Origin of the sequence: Streptosporangium sp. CA-135522 (genome assembly GCF_050949235.1) — a bacterium.
Classification (GTDB): Bacteria; Actinomycetota; Actinomycetes; order Streptosporangiales; family Streptosporangiaceae; genus Streptosporangium.
Genome location: NZ_CP192026.1, coordinates 4,221,202 through 4,239,888, shown reverse-complemented (window position 1 = coordinate 4,239,888; position 18,687 = coordinate 4,221,202). Strand labels below are relative to the sequence as shown.

The 18,687-nt window shown below is 70.8% G+C and carries 19 protein-coding genes; 6 read left to right on the top strand and 13 right to left on the bottom strand.

Annotated elements, in window-relative coordinates; genetic code table 11:
• Nucleotides 1-3: 3 nt before the first annotated feature.
• A complete protein-coding gene (locus ACQPYK_RS19625; RefSeq protein WP_433257163.1) occupies nucleotides 4-609 on the bottom strand; it encodes a TetR family transcriptional regulator in 606 nt (201 codons plus the stop codon).
• A 203-nt stretch (nucleotides 610-812) separates the two neighbouring features.
• Here ACQPYK_RS19625 and ACQPYK_RS19620 point away from each other — a divergent pair, with 203 nt between their 5' ends.
• Entirely contained in the window at nucleotides 813-1,343 is a 531-nt protein-coding gene (locus ACQPYK_RS19620; RefSeq protein ID WP_433257162.1) for an ATP-binding protein, read from the top strand.
• Here the strand turns inward: ACQPYK_RS19620 and ACQPYK_RS19615 are convergent.
• Genes ACQPYK_RS19615 through ACQPYK_RS19605 form a run of 3 tightly spaced genes read right to left on the bottom strand, consistent with a single transcriptional unit; the run spans nucleotide 1,230 to nucleotide 3,907 of the window.
• Complete coding sequence (locus ACQPYK_RS19615) at nucleotides 1,230-2,666, bottom strand: WS/DGAT/MGAT family O-acyltransferase (RefSeq protein WP_433257160.1); 1,437 nt, start codon at nucleotides 2,664-2,666, stop codon at nucleotides 1,230-1,232. The genes ACQPYK_RS19620 and ACQPYK_RS19615 overlap by 114 nt on opposite strands.
• A 3-nt stretch (nucleotides 2,667-2,669) precedes the next feature.
• On the bottom strand, nucleotides 2,670-2,828 hold the full coding sequence (locus ACQPYK_RS19610) for a hypothetical protein (protein WP_433257158.1): 159 nt from the start codon (nucleotides 2,826-2,828) through the stop codon (nucleotides 2,670-2,672).
• 29 nt (nucleotides 2,829-2,857) lie between these two features.
• Nucleotides 2,858-3,907 carry a PucR family transcriptional regulator gene (locus ACQPYK_RS19605; RefSeq protein WP_433257157.1) on the bottom strand — a complete coding sequence of 350 codons (1,050 nt, stop codon included), beginning with the start codon at nucleotides 3,905-3,907 and terminating at the stop codon, nucleotides 2,858-2,860.
• Nucleotides 3,908-4,012: 105 nt separating this feature from the next.
• Between ACQPYK_RS19605 and glyA the strand changes: the two genes are divergently transcribed.
• Nucleotides 4,013-5,320: a serine hydroxymethyltransferase gene (gene glyA / locus ACQPYK_RS19600; protein ID WP_433257155.1), complete on the top strand. Its 1,308-nt coding sequence runs from the start codon at nucleotides 4,013-4,015 to the stop codon at nucleotides 5,318-5,320.
• A 111-nt stretch (nucleotides 5,321-5,431) separates the two neighbouring features.
• Here the strand turns inward: glyA and ACQPYK_RS19595 are convergent, their stop codons facing one another.
• Nucleotides 5,432-6,805, bottom strand: a complete 1,374-nt coding sequence (locus ACQPYK_RS19595; protein WP_433257153.1) for an NADP-dependent succinic semialdehyde dehydrogenase — start codon at nucleotides 6,803-6,805, stop codon at nucleotides 5,432-5,434.
• A gap of 366 nt (nucleotides 6,806-7,171) precedes the next feature.
• Between ACQPYK_RS19595 and ACQPYK_RS19590 the strand changes: the two genes are divergently transcribed.
• Entirely contained in the window at nucleotides 7,172-7,588 is a 417-nt protein-coding gene (locus ACQPYK_RS19590; protein WP_433257151.1) for a DUF2795 domain-containing protein, read from the top strand.
• A gap of 55 nt (nucleotides 7,589-7,643) precedes the next feature.
• Here the strand turns inward: ACQPYK_RS19590 and ACQPYK_RS19585 are convergent, their stop codons facing one another.
• The 6 genes from ACQPYK_RS19585 to ACQPYK_RS19560 form a co-directional block, all read right to left on the bottom strand.
• Nucleotides 7,644-8,066: a hypothetical protein gene (locus ACQPYK_RS19585; RefSeq protein ID WP_433257149.1), complete on the bottom strand. Its 423-nt coding sequence runs from the start codon at nucleotides 8,064-8,066 to the stop codon at nucleotides 7,644-7,646.
• A gap of 71 nt (nucleotides 8,067-8,137) precedes the next feature.
• On the bottom strand, nucleotides 8,138-8,308 hold the full coding sequence (locus tag ACQPYK_RS19580) for a hypothetical protein (protein WP_433257147.1): 171 nt from the start codon (nucleotides 8,306-8,308) through the stop codon (nucleotides 8,138-8,140).
• A 302-nt stretch (nucleotides 8,309-8,610) separates the two neighbouring features.
• A complete protein-coding gene (locus ACQPYK_RS19575) occupies nucleotides 8,611-10,566 on the bottom strand; it encodes a Xaa-Pro dipeptidyl-peptidase (protein WP_433257145.1) in 1,956 nt (651 codons plus the stop codon).
• A 102-nt stretch (nucleotides 10,567-10,668) separates the two neighbouring features.
• Complete coding sequence (locus ACQPYK_RS19570) at nucleotides 10,669-11,640, bottom strand: glycoside hydrolase family 6 protein (RefSeq protein ID WP_433257143.1); 972 nt, start codon at nucleotides 11,638-11,640, stop codon at nucleotides 10,669-10,671.
• Nucleotides 11,637-13,652 (bottom strand): galactose oxidase-like domain-containing protein, encoded by a 2,016-nt coding sequence (locus tag ACQPYK_RS19565; protein WP_433257141.1) that lies wholly within the window; start codon nucleotides 13,650-13,652, stop codon nucleotides 11,637-11,639. The genes ACQPYK_RS19570 and ACQPYK_RS19565 overlap by 4 nt, the downstream gene beginning before the upstream one ends.
• Nucleotides 13,649-15,361 carry a glycosyltransferase family 2 protein gene (locus ACQPYK_RS19560; protein ID WP_433257140.1) on the bottom strand — a complete coding sequence of 571 codons (1,713 nt, stop codon included), beginning with the start codon at nucleotides 15,359-15,361 and terminating at the stop codon, nucleotides 13,649-13,651. Before ACQPYK_RS19560 ends, ACQPYK_RS19565 begins: the two co-directional genes overlap by 4 nt.
• Before the next feature lie 282 nt (nucleotides 15,362-15,643).
• Between ACQPYK_RS19560 and ACQPYK_RS19555 the strand changes: the two genes are divergently transcribed.
• From ACQPYK_RS19555 to ACQPYK_RS19545, 3 genes are read left to right on the top strand one after another with little or no spacing between them, the layout of a single operon-like run.
• The gene (locus tag ACQPYK_RS19555) at nucleotides 15,644-16,294 is read left to right on the top strand and encodes a nucleotidyltransferase domain-containing protein (RefSeq protein WP_433257138.1); all 651 of its coding nucleotides are present in this window, start codon (nucleotides 15,644-15,646) and stop codon (nucleotides 16,292-16,294) included.
• A complete protein-coding gene (locus ACQPYK_RS19550) occupies nucleotides 16,291-16,602 on the top strand; it encodes a nucleotidyltransferase domain-containing protein (protein WP_433257136.1) in 312 nt (103 codons plus the stop codon). The genes ACQPYK_RS19555 and ACQPYK_RS19550 overlap by 4 nt, the downstream gene beginning before the upstream one ends.
• Nucleotides 16,599-17,066 (top strand): DNA polymerase beta superfamily protein, encoded by a 468-nt coding sequence (locus tag ACQPYK_RS19545; RefSeq protein WP_433257134.1) that lies wholly within the window; start codon nucleotides 16,599-16,601, stop codon nucleotides 17,064-17,066. The genes ACQPYK_RS19550 and ACQPYK_RS19545 overlap by 4 nt, the downstream gene beginning before the upstream one ends.
• A gap of 27 nt (nucleotides 17,067-17,093) precedes the next feature.
• Here the strand turns inward: ACQPYK_RS19545 and ACQPYK_RS19540 are convergent, their stop codons facing one another.
• Both ACQPYK_RS19540 and ACQPYK_RS19535 read right to left on the bottom strand, forming a co-directional pair.
• Nucleotides 17,094-18,209 carry an MBL fold metallo-hydrolase gene (locus ACQPYK_RS19540; RefSeq protein ID WP_433257132.1) on the bottom strand — a complete coding sequence of 372 codons (1,116 nt, stop codon included), beginning with the start codon at nucleotides 18,207-18,209 and terminating at the stop codon, nucleotides 17,094-17,096.
• A 150-nt stretch (nucleotides 18,210-18,359) separates the two neighbouring features.
• Nucleotides 18,360-18,659, bottom strand: coding sequence for a thiamine-binding protein (locus ACQPYK_RS19535; protein ID WP_433257130.1), 300 nt, complete (start codon nucleotides 18,657-18,659; stop codon nucleotides 18,360-18,362).
• Nucleotides 18,660-18,687 lie beyond the last annotated feature (28 nt).

Sequence of the window (18,687 nt, the reverse complement as noted above, 5' to 3'; positions counted from 1 at the left end):
GCCTCAGGCTTCGGGACGGTCCAGCGGTGCGCCCAGCCCGGCGTCGAGCTGGGCGACCACCGCGTCGACGAGCGCGCCGAGGGGGCCCGATTCACTCAACCAGCGCTGGATCGCCACCCTCAGCGCGCTCAGCACGCACGACGCCACCAGCCCGGGGTAGAGGTCGCCGTCCCCCACCCCGGCACGCTCCGACACCGCGGCGGCCAGCGCGCGCTCGTGCGCGGCGAACGCCTTGAGCTGGTACGGCAGCAGCGCCGGGTCACCACGCAGGACCCGCAACTGCTCGGCGCGCAGCCGCAGTTCCTCCTCATCCACCACCTCCAGCACGGCGGCGCGCAGCGCCACCAGCACCGGCTCGGGTCCGGGGCGCTTCCTGAAGGCGGCGACGATGGCCTCGGCGATGACCGCGTCGCCCGCCACCACGGCCTCTTCCTTGCAGGAGAAGTAGTTGAAGAAGGTTCGCAGCGCGACCCCGGTCTCCTCGGCGATCTGCTCGGCGGTGACGTTGGCCACGCCCCGCTCGGCGCACAGCCGCAACGCCGCCTCGCTCAGCGCCGCCCGGGTCGCGCGCTTCCTGCGCTCCCGTCGGCCCCCACCACCGTCGTCCATCCACCACACCCCAGCGAGCCGCCTGCCGTATCCGGAGGATAGAGGGTCGGCGCCCGGGAGCCCTCACCGCCGGCGGCACCGGCCGACGGGTGTCAGCGGACGGGCGTCCCGCAGGTCGCGACGTCCAGACGCACCCGCCGTCATTCGATTAGGACGGGACGGGTGGGGCAAGGCTGTAGAGGTCGTCTGTAGAAGGAGGAGCCGTGGAGGCCACGATCTCGTTACGTCTACCGCGTGACGCCGCCAGTGTTCCCGTCATCAGGCAGTTGCTGGACGCGTCGCTCTGCGCCCTGGGGGTGGAGCCGCCCATCCGGGAGGACATCCAGCTCATGCTCTCGGAAGCGTGCTCCAACGTGATCCAGCACGCCACTCCCAGCGACGACTACATGGTGAGCACCGAACTCCATCACGACATCTGTGTGATCAAGGTGGTGGACGCCGGGAACGGTTTCGACTTTTCCGGGACGCCCTCGTCGCCCTCGCCCACCTCCGAGCACGGCCGTGGCCTGCTCATCATGAAGACCTTGGCCGACGACATCCGCTTCGTCAACCGGCATGAGCGAGGCTCGATCGTCTGCCTGGAGAAGAAGCTTCGCTTCGTCAAGGACGCCCCGGGAAAGTCACTGCTGCTCAGCGAGGAGCTTGAGTTCGGAGAGGGCGTCCCGGAGGTAGTCGGTGACGATCCACACGTCGGGGACCATCTCCCGGCAGGCGATCACGCCCACGTCAAGTGAGCCGTCGTAGGAGAAGACGGTGATGTTGAGGCCGCCGCTGGCATCGCTGATCACTGAAACGGGGTGATAGGCGAGCAACCGGACGCCGTTCACGTAGAGCGGCAGCTGTGGGCCGGGGACGTTGGAGATCACCACGTTGATCGGGCCCGCGGTCTCGGCGAGCAGGTTGAAGGCCGCCCGGGCGGCCAGGCCGGTCAGCGCCGACGGCATCATGTCGCTGACCTCCTGGATCCAGCGCGCCGGGGCGAGCGACGAACGGTCCTTGATCAGGGCCATCGCGTCCCGCACCGCCCGCAACCGCTCCACCGGGTCGGCGACCTGCGTGGCCAGCGTGGCGATCATCAGGGTGACCTGGTTGCCGGTGTCCTGGTCGCCGGGAGCGCGTAGCGAGAACGGCACCCCCGCGACGAGCGGCAGGTCCGGCAGCGCGTCGTGCTTGAGCAGCCACTGCCGCAGCGCTCCCGCGCACACGGCCATCACCACGTCGTTCACCGTCACGCCGAAGGCGTTCTTGACCTGTTTGACGTCCTGAAGCGGCAGCTCCGTGAAGGCGAAGCGGCGGTGACCGGTGATCCGCCCGCTGAAGGGCGTGCGGGGAACGGCCATCTTGGGCAGGGCGGGCACCGAGGCGCCACCGGACAGGCGCTGGGCCAGGTCCCGGGTGACCCGGGAGACCAGCCCGGCACCGGGCAGTTGGGAGAGTACCGGGATCTCGTCCAGATGCGGAACCGCGTTGACCAGGAACCTCACCGTGTTCGCCGGGTTGAGGACGACGTTGGCCACGCCCCGGACGATCATCTCCTGCGTGTCGATCCGCTCCTCGGGCTCGCCGTCGGGCGCCATCGCGATCTCGGCGGGTTCGGGAGAGGTGTCCAGCAGGGCGGCCAGGACGTCGGCGCCGGTGACGCCGTCGATCGCGGCGTGATGGACCTTCATGTAGAGGGCCGTCCGGTCGCCCGCGAGGCCGTGGATCAGATACATCTCCCAGAGCGGGCGGCCACGGTCCAGGCGGCGGGCGTGCAGTCGCGCCACCTGCGCGCCGAGCTGCCTGTCACTCCCCGGAGCGGGTAGCGCGATCTCCCGCACGTGGTAGTCGAGATCGATCCTGCCCTCCTCCGTCCAGTACGGATGGTCCAGACCGAAGGGCACGAAGGCGAGCCGCCGCCGTAACGGCGCGGCGAGGTGGAGCCGCCTGGCCAGGAGGGAGAGCAGGTCACCGCGGGTCAGCTCGCCGGCCAGGATCGCCAGCCCGGCGATGTTGGCGACGTTCGTCGAGGTCTCGAAGTTCAGGAACTGCGTGTCCACCGCACTGAGCTGCCGCACCGTCTACCTCCTGGGAGTCCTGGCTCCATCCTGCTCCCGGAGGGTCGACAGGGCCAAAGCGGCCAGCGTGAGGATGACGACCACGGAGACGGCGAGCATCGCCAGCCAGATGAGCGCGAAAGCGACCAGAGCCGTGGCGATCCCACTGATCAACTGCAGCACCGCAGAGCTGTGCCCCGTATTCTCCGCTTTTACACCGCATTCCAGCGGGCGAGCTTCAACGCGAGATGCATTTCTAACCTGTGGGATCCATCCTTCAGGTTGCGCCCTGTCAGCTCCTCGATCCTGGTCAGGCGGTAGTAGAGGCTGGTGCGGTGCAGGTGGAGCATGCGGGCCGTCTCCTGCGCGTCTCCCCCGCGGTCCAGGTAGGCCTCCAGGGTGACGACCAGCGCAGGATGCTCGCGCAACGGGCCGAGCGGACCGGCCGCCGGCTCGGCGAGCAGCCGGTAGACGCCCAGGTCCGGCCAGCGGGCGACCGGCCCGAGCCCCGGTTCGGCGGCGGCCGCCCTGGCCGCGGCGACCGCCTGCCCGTGGGCCTCCCGGATCGATTCGAGCCCGGGGTGGAGCGCGCTGATCCCCACGCGTCCGTGGGCTCTGGCGGCCAGCGACTCCGCCAGCGCCGACGCGTCCTCATCGCTGTCGAGCAGCAGTACGGCGTGCCGGTCGAGGATCGCGAAGGCCGGAGGGCGGCGCATCCGGGCGAGCTCGTCGCCGACCGCCTCGCCCAGGCCTCCCCGATCACCGCGCACGGCCAGGACGCGCAGCGGCCCCTCCCCCAGGACGCCGGCGGCCCGGGGGGCGGTGATCTCCCCCCTGAGCAACCGGCGCAGGGTGTGCGAGCCCCCGCCGTCGTCGAGCAGGGCGGCGATGGCGGCGGCGTCCCGTACGGTCCGCTCCTGCTCCTCGGAGGTCAGCGGGCCGTGACCCTCGATGACCCACAGGGAGCCGACGCGCCGGCCCCGATGGAGCAACGGCACGCAGAGCCGGGCCGCCATGCCCAGCGCCGGGTTGGCCGGGACCCTGACCGGTTCGCGGGTCGTGGCCACCCCGTGCGCCTCCTGCCAGGCTCCGACCTCGGCCGGGACGGATCTGGACAGGATGGCCTGGGCCCTGACCTGATCGACCTCACCGTGGTGGACGCTGTGCGCGACGACCCGGCCCTCGGGGTCGTCCACGGCCATGCCCCGGCCGACGATCATGGCCAGGGAGTCGAGAAGATCCTGGACATCACGTGCGATCACCTCGCAAATCCTACAGATGTAGGAAGGATCTCCGCTGGCGGAACGATGACGGATTTCCGGCGTGAGCCGTAGCGTCACATCAATCCCCGTCCGGAAGGAACCGTCGTGGAAGAGCGCAGCCGAGTCGCCCCGTGGGCGCCGCCCCGGGCGCAGCGGCGTCTGGTGGAGCTGGAGTCGGAGCTGGGCGGGCTGGGCCTCGACGAGGTCACCCGCCTGATCGACGCGGTGCTGGCCGAACACCGGGGCCGCCTCGAGGATGACGGCATCGTCCTTTACGCCGGTACCAACACGATGAGCGAGCGGGCCCGCGCCGCCCACGAGGTCACCTTGGGCAGCCGCCCGTCCATGGGCTGGCCCGGGGAGAAGTTCCAGACCGGTTTGGACGAGCTCGACGTGCTGGAGGTGCTGGCCCCGATTCAGGTCGCGACGCTGATGGGCGGCCGGTTCGCCGAGGTCAGGCTGCAGAGCGCGACGCTGGCCAACCTCGCCTGCTACACCGCCTTCGCCCGGCCGGGCGACACGATCGCGGTGCTGCCGGAGGCCGCCGGCGGTCACGCCAGCCACCATTCCCAGGGTGCGGCCGGGGTCCGGGGCCTGCGGGTGGTCGATCTGCCCTACGACGCCGGCCGGTTCGACATCGACTACGACGCCCTGCCGCCGTTCCTGCGCGAGCACCGGCCGGCGCTGGTGGTGGTGGGCGCGAGCCTGATGCTCTTCCCGCACGACGTCGCGCGGGTGCGGGCGGCCTGTGACGAGGTGGGCGCCGTCCTGGTCTACGACGCCTCGCACGTGGCCGGGCTGATCGCGGGCGGCCGGTTCCAGCGACCTCTGGACGAGGGCGCCCACCTGGTGACCATGTCGACCTACAAGTCCTTCGGCGGCCCACCCGGCGCGGCCATCGTGACCCGCGAGGAGGATCTCGCACACCGGGTGTCCACGGCCGCCTACCCCGGCCTGACCGCCAACTACGACGCCTCCCGGCTGGCCCCGCTGGCCGTCACCGCCGCCGAGCACGCCGAAGGCGGCGCCGCCTACGCCGACCGCTGCATGGCCGGCGCCCGGGCGCTGGCCGCGGCGCTGGCGGGCGAGGGCTTCGCCGTGGCGGCCGCCGACCGGGGCTGGACCGCCTCCCACCATGTGGCGGTGGACGCCGCCGCGTTCGGCGGCGGAGACGAGGCGGCCCGGCTGCTGGCCGAGGGTGGCGTCTACCTCAGCGGCATCGGCCTGCCCGACCAGGCTCCCGGCGAGCCCATGCGAGGTCTGCGGATCGGCACCCAGGAGGTGATCCGCCGCGGTCTGGGCCCGGAGGCCATGGGCGAGGTCGCGGTGCTGATGCGCCGCCTGTTGATCGACGGCCACGATCCGGTCAAGGTCCTGCAGGACACGGTCGCGCTGCGCCGCGCCACCCCATGATCTCGGACCGGCCCGCTCGACCCCCTGGGGTACTCCCCCTGGCGGGCCGGTCCGTATCGTCTCTCCCGTGTGCGCCGTGCCCCCGTCCCGGGGCGCGGCGCGCACGGCGGCTCAGCCGATCCAGACGGTCTTGAGGTTGCAGAACTCGCGGATGCCGTGCGCGGACAGCTCCCGGCCGTACCCGGAGTTCTTGACCCCGCCGAAGGGCAGTTCGGGGTAGGAGGTGACCATGCCGTTGACGAAGACCAGTCCGGCCTCCAGTTCGGTGACGAAACGCTTCTGCTCGACCACGTCGGCGGTCCAGGCGTTGGCGCCGAGACCGAAAGTGGTGACGTTGGCCAGGGCGAGGGCCTCGTCGATGTCGGCGACCCGGTACAGCGAGGCCACCGGGCCGAACACCTCCTCACCGAACAGCCTCATCTCCGGGGTGATGTCGGCGATCACGGTCGGCTGGTAGAACCAGCCGGGCCGATCCGGGCTCCACCCCCCGCACAGCACCCGCGCACCGCGCCCGGCCGCGTCGGCCACGAGCCTCTCGACGTCGTCGCGTCCCTGCTGGGTGGCGAGGGGACCCACATCGGTCGACTCGTCCATCGGGTCGCCCACCCGCAGCGCCTCCATCCGCGCCAGGAAACGGCCGGCGAAGTCGTCGTAGACGTCGGCGTGCACGATGAACCGTTTGGCCGCGATGCAGGACTGCCCGTTGTTCTGCACCCGCGCGGTGACCGCGGTGGCGGCTGCGGCGTCGAGGTCGGCGGACGGCATCACCACGTAGGGGTCGGAACCGCCCAGTTCGAGGACGGTCCTCTTGACCTCGCTCCCCGCGATCGACGCCACCGACCGGCCGGCCGGCTCGGAGCCGGTCAACGTGGCCGCCACCACCCTGCGGTCCCGCAACACCGCCTCGACCTGCCCGGATCCGATCAGCAGGGTCTGGAAGCAGCCACGGGGAAAACCCGCCCTGGTGAACAGCTCACCCAGGTAGAGCGCGGTCTGCGGGACGTTCGAGGCATGCTTCAGCAGCCCCACGTTGCCGGCCATCAGCGCCGGCGCCGCGAACCGGATCGCCTGCCACAGAGGGAAGTTCCACGGCATCACCGCCAGCACCGGCCCCAGCGGCTGATAGCGCGCGTAGGCCCGCCGCGCGCCCACGGCGGGCGCGTCCGCGGGCTCGTCGGCCAGGAACTCCTCGGCGCGCTCGGCGTAGTAACGCATACCCTTCACGCACTTGGCCACCTCGCTACGGGCCGAGACCAGCGTCTTGCCCATCTCGGTGGTCATCAGCTGGGCCACCTGCTCCTGCTCGGACTCCAACAGCGTGGCGGCGGCGTGCATCCAGGCCGCCCGCTGCTTGAATTCGGTGCTCCGGTAGGTGGCGAACTCCGCGGCGGCGAGCGCGATCCGCTCGTCCACCTCGTGCTCGCCCAGCGGTTCGAAGGTCTTCAGAGTCTCGCCCGTGGTGGGGTTGATCGTCGCGATCGCCATCGGTACCTCCTCGGCGGCCGTCGCCCTCGGACGACGGCCGGTCGGGCTTGGGAGCCGTCGGACAGGGACCGGGCCGGCGGCGCGGCGGCACCTGCGAGGACGAGCCGGCCTCTTACGGCGCCGACGCGCCGGCCACGCGCGGGACGCGGACGAGAGGCCGCGGAGATCGGCGTCCTGCCCCTGTTGTCAGTATCCGCCCTGCTCCACGGGGAGCGAACGAGAGGCCCGGTACCGGCCCCGTGCCCCTTTTCCAGGGCTTTACACGAGAACTCGATGAAAAGAGAGCCAAGAGCGCAGGCAGGGAACATCGGTGACGCCGGTACTGGGTACGGGACACCTCACGACCCTGTTTCGGGAGGTCAGGCCATGAACGCCGAACGCGGCAGCGCCAAGCACGGCCCGCGCATCGATGACGAGCAAAAGCACGAGACCGAGGGTGTCGTCCGCGGCAGCGGCCCCACCCGCGCAGAGGAATGGGCGGATCCGGAGGGGGTGGTGGATCCCGAGGAGGAGCTGACGCCCAGAAACCGTCCACCGGGGCACAAGCCCGGCACCCCGGAGGGAATCACCCCGGAGGCCGTCGAGCGTCGCAGCGCCCTCGCCAAGTGGCTGAGCGACGCCCACTGGCCGTCGGACCGCGACGACCTCCTGGCGCACGCCGAGGAGAAGATGGCCCCCGACCCCGTCGCCGAGAGCCTGCGCGACCTGCCGGACGGGGAATTCCACAACATCGGCGAGGTGGCCAGGGCCCTCGGGCTCGGAGCCGAGCGCCGCCGCTGGTAAGGGCTGCCCGCGCCCCGGGAGGCGCCGCTGCCCGCCGAGTGAGCGGCGGAGCGCCTCAGACCCGCGGTTCTCCCGCCGGGCGCCCGGGCGAAGCCGATGAGCGGCGCGTGACGAGCCAGCGCCAGCGCGGGATCTCGGCGACCACGCACGCCGCGGCGAGCACGCTCACCACGATCGCGACCGGGGTGAACCAGGCCGCCCAGGAGGAGGCCACCGCCGCGGCCAGCTGCATGAGCACCAACGCGATCGTCACGACGCCGGGCACGGCGATCATTCCGTGGGCCTTGTCACCGGGGGTGGTGAACACGGTCGGCAGGCCGATCAGCAGCACGACGGACAGGAGGGCGGCGGGAACCGACACGGACCACAGGGCCCAGGGGGTGGCCACCCAGGCGACCAGCTCGCTGGAGAAGCGCAGGACGGAGGCCAGGCGGCTGTCGGGAGACTCCCCGCCGGGACCGGTTCGCTGATTCGACACAGGTCGCACGATAACGGACCCGCGCACGGGAGCGGGCCCGTGGCCGGCCCCGCGGTTCGCGGGGCCGGCGTTCAGTCGCGGGCGCCGGAGGAGCGCAGCAGCTTGACCGCGAACATGGCCACCGCGGCGACCAGACCGATGATGAGCGCCCACTTGAGCAGGCCGAACAGGAAGCCCAGAACCGAGCCGAGCAGGAGGAAGGCGAGCAGCGCGGCCGCCACGATCAGAAGAATCCGTTGCATGTGTCCAACGGTAGAGGTCGGCGCGGCCCGGCGGCAGGGGTGCGGACCGAAGTCAGGGACAAGCCAGGGTCGCCCTCAGGGATCTCCCCGTCTCCCGGCCCCGTCTCCCGGCCGACCCGACGCCGGGCCGGCCGGGGCTCGGGGGCAGGGCCGGTGCCGGGTCAGTGCGGGGTCAGCGCGGGATCAGTGCCGGGTCAGTGCCGGGTCAGCGCGGGATCAGTGCGGGGTCAGTGCCGGGTCAGTGCGGGGTCAGTGCCGGACGACGGGGGCGTCGCGGCCGGCCGCGACGCCCCCGGTCCCGGTCAGCCGAGAGCCGACCGGCCGCCGACGAGGGGAAGCTCGACCGAGCTGTCGCCGGGCTCGACCGAGACGCCGGTCCCGGCGGGCAGGCGGAGCGTGAAGTCGTGGTCGGTGGAGATGAGCACGACCCCGATGCGGTGACCGGCCTTGACGACGTAGTCGGTGGGCTGGAGGTCGAAGTCGAAGTCGTAGAAGCGGCCCTCGCGCAGCAGGTCGGTGCGGGAGGCGGAGTGGCGGTTGCGGACGTCGAGCCAACCCCTGGTGATGATCTTGTAGGGGGCGGTCGCCGTGACGTGCTCGGCCAGGCGCGCGCAGCCGGTGTCGCCCGGCACGCCCTCGCCGTAACAGACCGGGGTGGTGCCGTAGACGACCTCACCGTAGGCACGGGTGTCGGTGCCGTAGTCGACCAGCAGGGCCGTCAGGTACGGCGAGCGCCCGCCGGCGAACGCCGCCTTGATCGAGGCGCTCGGGGTGCCGGAGAGCCGGGCGTCCTTGGTCAACGTGGGCGACAGGTAGGCCAGCCGGTTGGGGTCGGTGGCCGTGACGTTCTCGGCGAGCTGCTCGGCGGTGCGCGTGCTCTGGTCGGTGAAGGACTCCACGGAGTGGCCGCCGGAGCGCTCCCGGCTCAGCGTGCCGTTACGGCCGTCCGCCCCGGCCGCCAGGCTCAGCCGCACGTCCCGGGTGCCGGGCAGTGGCCACGAGGCGTGCTGGGCCCACTGACCCGGCCCCGACTCCACGTCCGCCTGCGGCTCGTCCATGATCCCGTTACGCAGGCCGTACAGGTAGAAGTCGAACCAGTGGTGCAGCTGGCGCAGCCACTCGGCGTTGCGCCGGGCGTAGGAGAAGGGGTTGAAGTGGGCGCCCTGGTGCAGCCAGATCTTGCGCGGCACGCCCTGCCGGGCGAGCGCGTCCCACCACTGCACGGCCTGCTTGGTCTTGACGTTCCAGTCGTTGAGGCCGTGGACCAGGAACACGCTGGCGCGGACCTTGCGCACGTCGTTGAGATAGTTGCGGCTGTCCCAGAAAGCGGAGTAGTCGCCGGTGACCCGGTCCTGGTCGTGCTCGATCCTGTCCATCAGCGCGCCGCAGGCCTGCTCGGCGTTCTCTCGGGTGAGGACGTATCGAGCGAGCACGTCGGCGTCCTCGCCCTGGTAACCGCCGGGGGCGAGGACGGCGCCGTTGGCCCGGTAGTAGTCGTACCAGGAGGAGATGGCCGCGATCGGCACGATCGTCTTGAGCCCCTTGACCCCGGTCGCGGCGACCGCGTTGGGAAGCGTGCCGTTGTAGGAGACGCCGGTCATGCCGACGTTCCCGGTGGACCAGTCGGCCCGGACCTCGTTGCCGGACGCGTCGAACCCGCGGGCCCGGCCGTTGAGCCAGTCGATGGCGGCCTTGGGCCCGGCGGTCTCGTTGTCCAGGCCGGTCGTGGGGCAGCCGGTCGCGCGGCCGGAGCCCAGGTTCTCCACCAGGGCGACCGCGTAGCCGCGCGGGACGAAGTAGTTGTCGTAGTAGCCGCGGAAGGGCGGGGCCACCGCGCGCGACGCGGCCGAGTCGTCGTCGAGGCCGAACATCTCGTCGCGCAGGTCGTCGAACTTGTTGCGCCGGTACTCCATGCCCGCCGGGTCGGATCCGTCGAGGTCGACGACGTGGTTGGGCACGTCGTTGCCGCCGGCGTAGTAGGGGCTGGCCTCCATGATGACGGGAACCTTCAGCCCGGACGCGGTCTCCTTCGGCCGCATGATGTCGACGGCGACCCGGTCCGGATGGCCGTCGAGGTCACTGTCGACCCCGGCGACCTCGACGAACACGGTCTCGCTCAGCGCGTCGGCGCGCGAGTAGACGGGCTGGGTCTCGTTGTTCTCGATCGGAGCGGACGCGGATCGCGCGGCCGCGGCGGGCAGTGCGCCGGAGGGTAGGGCCACCGCCAGGGCGATGAGGACTGTCTTCCATCTGGTCATCGAGGGGGACTCCGAGAGGGTCGATGAGAATCTGACTGCTCCGGTCAATGTCCTTCGAAGCGATCTCCACCTGCAAGATCTGGGAGATAACGAATCCGGCGGCTATCCCGCCCCGCGGGCGAGCTCCAGCGCGTAGGAGGAGAACCATTCGCCCGGCCTGGGCTCTCCCCGATGGCAGTCGCCGTCGGACTCCCCGGGCCGCTTGATCCACAGGAAGGCGTCCACCCGCTCGTGGCCGGTCCGGGTCGTCGGCTCCGGGCCCAGCGCCCGCCCCTTGGGATTGCACCAGGAGTCGTCGCCCTGGCTCTCGCGCAAGGGGCCGTTGCCGTTGCGCGAGGTGTCGATCACGTAGTGCACACCGCCGAGCGCGTCCGAGAGCCGCCCGGCGGCGGCGACGCTTTCCTCGACGGTGAAGAAGTTGCTGACGTTGAAGGCGAAACCGTCCGCCTCGGTCACCCCGGCCTGGCGCATCGGCTCGACCCAGTCGCCGGCGTTCCTGATCCAACCGGCGTTCCCGGCGTCCAGGTAGACCCTGACGCCGGGCTGCTTCTTCAGCGTCTCCACCGCCCCGCGCAGCAGGCCCAGGCGCTCGGCCGCCCTGCCGCCCTGGGTGCAGCTGTCCAGGATGTGGGCCAGCGCGTCCGGCTCGACGACGACCCAGGCGGGCCGGTCGCCGATCGCCTCGGCGAAGCGACCGATCCAGGAACGGTACTCCTCGGCGCTCGCGGCGCCGCCGGCCGAGAACCGGCCACAGTCGCGGTCGGGGATGTGGTAGGCCACCAGGACGGGCATCTGCCCGGCCTCCTGCGCCTTCGCGGTGATGTCGGCGACCCTGGCGTGCGGGTCCTCGTCACCGATCCAGATCGCGTTCGGCCGCTCGGCGATCCTGCGGACCAGGGCCGCGTCCCCGGTGTTCCCTTCTGCCTGCAGCCTGCGCATCTCCGCGACGGCGGTGCCCTCGGGGTCCACGTAGAAGTGCGCCGGACCGGCCGTGCCCGGCGGGGAGTCCTCCCCGCAGGCCGCCACCGCGAAGGAGAGCACCAGCGCGGCGATCGCACGGCCGTACCTGTTCATCGGTCTCCTTCGATGTGGACCCAGCGGGCCGGTGAGGGCGTCCCCTTGGCCGTGATCCCGAACAGCATGTACCAGCCGGGCGGTATCAGGGCCGGGTTGGACGGGACCGTCACGACGACGCCGGTGGGCACCCGGGTGAAGCCGACCTTGATGGAGCGCTGCTCCACGTCGGTGACGTGGGTGACCGCGCTCGGGCGCATCAGCCGCATCTCCTTGATCCGCTCGCCGTCGGCGGTCTTGAAGCCCGCCCGGGAGCCCAGGCGCAGCATCCGCCGTCCATCGGTGATCATCGGTCGTTTCTCACCGTTGTGCAGGTAGGTCGGGGTGTAGATCTCGATCCGCTGCTCGAACGTGCCGGGCACCGTGTTCTCCTCGTCGGAGAAGAGAGGGTCGGAGCCCATGCTGAGCACCCGGCCGTCCGGCAGCAGCAGGCCCTCGGAGTGGTAGTTGCGGCCCACCGCGGGCGCCGCGGCCTCGTGGAAGCTGTTGCTCTGCGGGCGGTAGACCTCGGCCCGCAGGACGTCGCTCCTGCCCCGGCCGCGGTAGTCGCTGGACCCGTTGAAGGAGAGCACGGTGTCGTCGGGGAGCAGCACCGCCGACGGGTAACGCACCGGGTCGGACAGGTTCGGGCCGCGGACGTAGCGGGGCGCGGGCTGCTTGAGGTCGATGATGGCGGTCCGGGCGGTGGAGTTCGGCAGGCCCGGCTGGCGCTCCCCGACCGGCCCGCCGCCCATCACCATGATCCGCTGGTCCTGGGCGGGAGGCAGCAGCACCGAGGCGCCCGTCTCGTTGAGCTCGGGCTCGGGCAGTCCGGGGACCGGGGTGAACGCCTCGGTCTCGTCCGGCGCCACGCCTCCGACCCCGCCGGGGAACTTCACCAGGCGGTCGGTGTCGTGGCGGTAGTCCCAGATGCCGGGGGGACGCAGCGTGAGCCGGCCCGAGCCGTACCCGGCGTTCATCCCGGAGAAGAACAGGGTGTCGTCGTCCAGCAGGAACAGCGCCGGGTAACTGGGGAAGAACCGTTTGGGCCCGGGGATCCAGCTCCTGGTCTGCGGGTCGTAGAACTCGTTGTCCCTGCTGATCTCCCCGACGCTGTCCAGGCCGGAGACCGCCATCACCTTGCCGTCGGGCAGGGCGGTCAGCGTCGGATACCAGCGGCCCTCCGCCATGTCTTCGACCCTGATGTAGCGCTCGGCGATCGGATCGAATTCGTAGGCGTCCTTGATGCCCTGGTAGTTCTGCTTTTCGAGCGTCATGCTGCCGCCCATGGCGTACAGGTTCCGCTTCTCCCTGCCGACCAGCCCCTGGATCTCGTACTTGACGTAGCCGCCGGGTGAGGTGAAGACGCCGGGCGTGCCCTCGACCACGGCCTCGGCGAAGACCTTGGTCTCGCTGGGCTTGATCCGCACCTTGCCCGGAACGCCGGTCTCGAACTTCTTGGCGGGGAGCACCGTGATGGGGGCGGTGGTGCGGTAAAGCCTTCCGTTCGGGGCCGCGATCAGCGTGCCGGGGTGCAGGTCACGGTTGACGTGCGGGCTCTCGTTCTTCACCACCAGGGCTCCGCCGGCCCGCTTGACCTTGCTCCTCAGCACCTCGAAGCGGAGTGTGCCGCCGGCGATGAGGAGGTTGCCGTTGGGCAGCAGCACATGGCCGGCGCAGAAGAAGTCGACGGGTGTGTCGATCATCTTGAACTCGCCGGCCTGACCGGGTTTGGTCGGGTCCCACAGCACGGTCTTGAAGGTGCCCTTGGCGAAGTTGGCGGCGTTGTTGCCGGAGCCGGCCACGATGAGGACCTTGCCGGTGCGCAGCAGCGCCGCGTGAATGGCGTTGACCTTGAACTGGTCGGGGACGTTCAGGAAGCTCCAGTGTCCGTAGCGCGCCTTGTAGTCGTCCTGGTTGATCCGGTAGGCATGCCATTTCCTTGTGGCGAACCCGGCGACGGCCGGCATGTTGACCCCGACGATCGCGAGGACCACCGCGGCGGCGATCAGGTTCTTGCGTAGACGGCTCAACGATCACCTCGGCTGGTCCACACCCAGGTCGCCAGGGGGCCCAGGCAGATCACAAGGGCGGCGATCACCCACAGGGTCATGACCAGGTGCACGTGCCCGGTCCAGAACATGGTGAGCAGCAGCCCACCACCGAAGACCACGGCCCACCACAGGTGGATGCGGAAGGTGGCGAGCTGGTCGGGACTGGCCGAATCCCCCTTGGGGGTGACCACGAACCTGCTCGGCCGCCGCAGCACCGCCCCGATCAGCGAGGCCACGTAGACGGGCGCCGACAGCGCCGACATGACCATCCCCGCCACCCCGGAGGAGCCCTCCGGCTCGTGCGGGCTGACGTTGTGCCGCCGGTTCCAGGTGTAGAGCATGACCTGCAACAGCGCCGCGTCGCCGTAGAGCATCAGCCACACGTCCATGGGCACGGTCACGCCGGAGCCGCCCACGGCCATGAACAGGGTCGCGCTCAGCCCGGCGAGCAGCCAGTTGAGCGCGGACATCGGATAGAACGTCACCATCAGGCTGTAGTTGAACAACCGTCCGGGCGACAGCTGGAACGCCGCCCGCCAGAACTGGGTGAGCAGCGTCTCGTAGGTGCCCCTGCTCCAGCGCAGTTGCTGGGTGAAGAAGTCGGTCCACGACGACGGTCCCTCGCCGACCGCGAGCACGTCCGGGGTGTAGACCGACATCCAGCGCTCCCCGGTCTCCGGGTCGCGGGAGCGGTGGAACTCGATGCCGGTGGCCATGTCCTCGGTGATCGAGTCGTACAGGCCGCCGATCTGCTTGAGCGCCCGGATCCGTACGGCGTTGTTGGTGCCGACGAACATGGGCGCCCCGTACAGGTTGCCGGCGCGCTGGATGAGGGAGTGGAAGAGGAACTGCTGGCTCTCGGCGGCCTTGGTGACCCCGGCGGTGTAGTTGCCGTAGACCTGGGGACCGACCACGAAGGCCACCCGGGGGTCGCGGAAGTAGCCGAGCATGCGCTCACAGAACTCCGGCAGCGGGACGTGGTCGGTGTCGACCGAGACGAAGAACTCGTAGGAGTCGCCATGGGCTGCCAGCCAGCTGTTGTAGTTGCCGTGTTTGGTCTTCGCGCGGAAGGCGCCCTTGGGCTGGTTCCACTGGGGCACCCCCTTGCGGCTGAAGTGCCGCACGCCCAGCCAGTCGCACAGCTCGCGGATCTCGGGGTCGTCGCCCTCGTCCAGCAGCCACACGTCGAGCACGCCGTCATGGCGGATCTGCAGGGCAGCCGACAGGGTCTCCCGGACCATCTCCAGCGGTTCCTTGCCGGGCACGCAGGTGGTGATGAAGGCCACCCGGCTGCCGGGCCGGGACGTGACCGGGATCGGATCTCTGGCCGCCAGCATGGCGTGCACGTTGGAGACCACACTGACCAGGCGGAATATCTCGATCAGCGCGATCGCCACGAGCATGGCCTTGTCGGCGGCCGGGATGTACCACGGAAGCATGCCGTAGGGGTCGACGCGGACCGTCCAGTGACCGGGCAGCAGCAGCCACGTCATCATCGTGAACTCCACGACGAGCGCGGCGGCCATCAGCAGCACCGCCCGCACCCGGTGGGGCTCGCCGGCCAGCATGGACCGGTACTGGACGCGGTACGGCCGGCCGGGCTCCGGTTCGGTCAGGGGCCCGGCGAGCCGGCTGAACCGTTCGTAGTCATAGAGAATGATCTTCGCTTTGTCGGCCGGGTGACTCATGGGTTCGACGCCCTTTTACCACGCATGACGAAGGCCGGCACTGTCCCCCCCAGACGGATCACACCGGCCACTCCGCCCATAATGGAGTCAAGCCCGGCCCATAGATCGGTAAACAGTGAAACATCATATTGGGCGGGGTAAGCCCGATCTCACCTGATTCGGCACTCGGGAACATTCCGTACGGCACGCACCGGTCCGGTGGTCCCGAGGCGATGCGGGCGCTCGAAGCACCGCGCCGGAAAACCCGTGTCGGGCGCGGCGCCGGGCTGGCAGGCTTGGCGGATGGAAGCACGGTTCGTCCCCGATCACCTGGTGCTGTCGGTCGTGGTCGGCTCCCGCGCCTACGGGCTGGAGACCGAGGACTCCGACGTGGACCGACGCGGCGTCTTCGTGGCGCCGACACCGCTGTTCTGGCGGCTGACCAAGCCGCCCACGCATGTCGAGGGGCCGTTGCCCGAGCAGTTCTCCTGGGAGGTCGAACGGTTCTGCGGTCTCGCGCTGGAAGCCAATCCGACGGTCCTGGAGTGCCTGTGGTCGCCGATCGTCGAACAGGCCGCCCCCGCGGGAGAGGAGCTGCTCTCGATCCGGCGAGCCTTCCTGTCCGGACGCGCCCACCGGACCTTCACCGGATACGCCGACGCCCAGTTCCGCCGCCTGGATCCGGAGCGCCCCCGCTGGAAGCAGGCCATGCACATGATCCGGCTGCTGCTCAGCGGCCTGCATCTGGCCCGCCACGGTGAACCGCTGGTCCGGATGGACGGCCACCGCGACCGGTTGCTCGCCGTACGGCGGGGCGAGGTCTCCTGGGCGGAGGTCCAGCGGTGGCGGGCGGAGCTGACGGCCGCCTTCGACGACACGGGCGCGCTGCCCGCCGAGCCGGATCGGCGGCGCGTCGAGGATTACCTGATGTCCACGAGAAAGGCGGCGCTTTGACCATCGCCCTGCCGGCCTGGCTGGCCGACATTCCCGCCGAGCAGCCCCATCCACCTGCCTTCGTGACGGTCAGCGGCGCGCACCTGTACGGCTTCCCCTCGGCGGACTCCGACGTCGACCTGCGCGGCGTGCACGTCCTGCCGGTGGAGGAGGTGGTCGGTCTGCGCACCGGCGAGGAGACCGTCAGCCGTTCCTGGATGCGGCATGGTGTCGAGGTGGACCTGGTCACCCACGACCTGGCCAAGTTCTGCCGCCTGCTGCTGCGCCGCAACGGCTACGTGCTGGAGCAGCTGCTGTCCCCTTGGTGATCGCCACCTCCGCGGTCCACCAGGAGATGATCGCCGCCGCGCCGGGATGCCTCACCCGCCACCACGCCCACCACTACCTGGGTTTCGCCCGTACTCAGTGGCGGTTGTTCGAGCGCTCCGGCGAGCTCAAACCTCTGCTCTACACCTTCCGCGTGTTACTGACCGGCATCCACCTGATGCGCGTGGGCGTCCTGGTCGCCGACCTTCCCCTGCTCACCGGCCTCACCGTCGGCGCTCCGGCGTACCTTGCCGACCTGATGGCCGCCAAGCGCTCCGCCGAGCACGGCCTGCTGCCCGCCGGAGCCCCCGAGCCGGTACGGCTGGCGCACGACGTCGCGCGCCTGACCGCGGAGCTGGAGGAGGCGAGGGGGCTCTCACGGCTCCCCGACGCCGCTACCTCGACCGCCGTCCTGCACGACCTCGTCGTCCGCACCCGGCTCGCGGCCCCGATCCCGCCGGGCTGACCTCCCTCGGGCCGCCCGGTGGTTCGTTCAGGCGCCGAGCAACTCCCACCAGGGGTCCACCAACGGGACGTCCCCGGCGTCGATCCGGTCACCGGGACGCGGGATCGCGAGCCGGACGTCACGGGCCTTGGCCTCGTGCCACAGCCGGTCGGCGGGTTCGGCCCACGGGTGGACGGCCAGGGTGAAGGTGGCCCAGTGCACCGGCAGGAGCACCCTGCCGCCCAGGTCGAGGTGGGCGTCGATCGCCTCTTCTGGGCCCATGTGGATGTCGGGCCAGGCGGGGCTGTAGGCGCCGATCGGCATCAGCGTGAGGTCGAACGGACCGTGCGCGGCGCCGATACCTGCGTATCCGTCGAAGTAGCCGGAGTCGCCCGCGTAGAAGACCCGCTTGCTGCGCCCCGCGACCACCCATGAGCCCCAGAGGGTGTTGTTGCGGGTGAACGCGCGCCCGGAGAAGTGCCGGGCGGCGGTGGCGACGAACCGCAGACCCGCGACGCTCGCCTCCTCCTCCCAGTCGAGCTCGACGATCCGCGAGGCGGGCACGCCCCAGCGCTCCAGGTGGGCGCCGATGCCCAGCGGGACCAGGAAGGGCGCGTTCTGGGCCTTGGTGAGCGCGCGGACCGTGGCCCTGTCGAGGTGGTCGTAGTGGTCGTGGGAGATCACGATCGCGTCGAGGACCGGGAGGTTCGTCAGCGAGGACGGCAGCGGGTGCAGCCGTCGCGGGCCGACCAGCTGCGAGGGCGACACGCGCTCGCTCCACACCGGGTCGAACAGGACGCGCCGCCCTTCGATCTCCACCAGCGTGGTGGCGTGGCCGTACCAGACGACGCTCAGCCCGGTCTCGGACGGCGGGGTGGCCGGGGAGGACACCAGCGGGATCGGCCCGGCGGGCCTGCGGCTGTCACGATCGACCACCATGTCCCTGATCAGTCCCGGGAGGCTGCCCACCGGTGGGGTGTAGGAGCCGGACACGGCATTGTGGAAGACGCCGTCGCGAAACTGCGGGGACCGCAGCATACGGGCCAGCCGCTCCCCCGTGGCCCTGCCGCCCAGCTCCGCCGGGATCTCCCGCACCGCCCATCCCACCGCGGCCAGCGCCAGTCCGCCCGTGAGGAGGCGTCCCACCGATCGTTTTCCCGCCATCCGGCAACACTCTCCTTGAGATTCGGCCCATCCGTACAAACTGATCGCAGGTCGCCGGCGTTCCCGCCGCGGGTCATGGGCGCCCGCGGAGTCCCGGCTCCGCGGCGACGCGCGGCGGCGAGACGGCCAGACGGCGCCGCGCGGGCGTCGCTATCGCAGGTGACGCTCGACCGTGGCCACCTTGGCGTCCAGCCGGCCGCTCTGCCCGGCGCGGACGTCGGCCTTGAGTACAAGGCTGACCCGCCCGCACCGCGCCTCGACCGCCGCGACCGCGTCCTTCACCACGGCCATGACCTCGTCCCAGGTCTCCGCCTCGACCGTGGTGAACATGGCGTCGGTCCGGTTCGGCAGTCCCGACGCGCGGACCACCCGCACCGCCTCGGCGACGAGCTCGCCGACGTCCTCTCCGGCTCCGACGGGGGTCACGCTGAACGCCACGAGCACCGACATGTCCGGCCCCTTTCCCGAAGGTCTGCTT

What these genes read in the sequence shown, in the direction of transcription:
- ACQPYK_RS19625 (WP_433257163.1), bottom strand. Translation starts at nt 609, where the DNA reads ATGGACGACGGTGGTGGGGGCCGACGGGAGCGCAGGAAGCGCGCGACC.
- ACQPYK_RS19595 (WP_433257153.1), bottom strand. Translation starts at nt 6,805, where the DNA reads ATGGCGATCGCGACGATCAACCCCACCACGGGCGAGACTCTGAAGACC.
- ACQPYK_RS19590 (WP_433257151.1), top strand. Translation starts at nt 7,172, where the DNA reads ATGAACGCCGAACGCGGCAGCGCCAAGCACGGCCCGCGCATCGATGAC.
- ACQPYK_RS19580 (WP_433257147.1), bottom strand. Translation starts at nt 8,308, where the DNA reads ATGCAACGGATTCTTCTGATCGTGGCGGCCGCGCTGCTCGCCTTCCTC.
- ACQPYK_RS19575 (WP_433257145.1), bottom strand. Translation starts at nt 10,566, where the DNA reads ATGACCAGATGGAAGACAGTCCTCATCGCCCTGGCGGTGGCCCTACCC.
- ACQPYK_RS19570 (WP_433257143.1), bottom strand. Translation starts at nt 11,640, where the DNA reads ATGAACAGGTACGGCCGTGCGATCGCCGCGCTGGTGCTCTCCTTCGCG.
- ACQPYK_RS19560 (WP_433257140.1), bottom strand. Translation starts at nt 15,361, where the DNA reads ATGAGTCACCCGGCCGACAAAGCGAAGATCATTCTCTATGACTACGAA.
- ACQPYK_RS19555 (WP_433257138.1), top strand. Translation starts at nt 15,644, where the DNA reads ATGGAAGCACGGTTCGTCCCCGATCACCTGGTGCTGTCGGTCGTGGTC.
- ACQPYK_RS19540 (WP_433257132.1), bottom strand. Translation starts at nt 18,209, where the DNA reads ATGGCGGGAAAACGATCGGTGGGACGCCTCCTCACGGGCGGACTGGCG.
- ACQPYK_RS19535 (WP_433257130.1), bottom strand. Translation starts at nt 18,659, where the DNA reads ATGTCGGTGCTCGTGGCGTTCAGCGTGACCCCCGTCGGAGCCGGAGAG.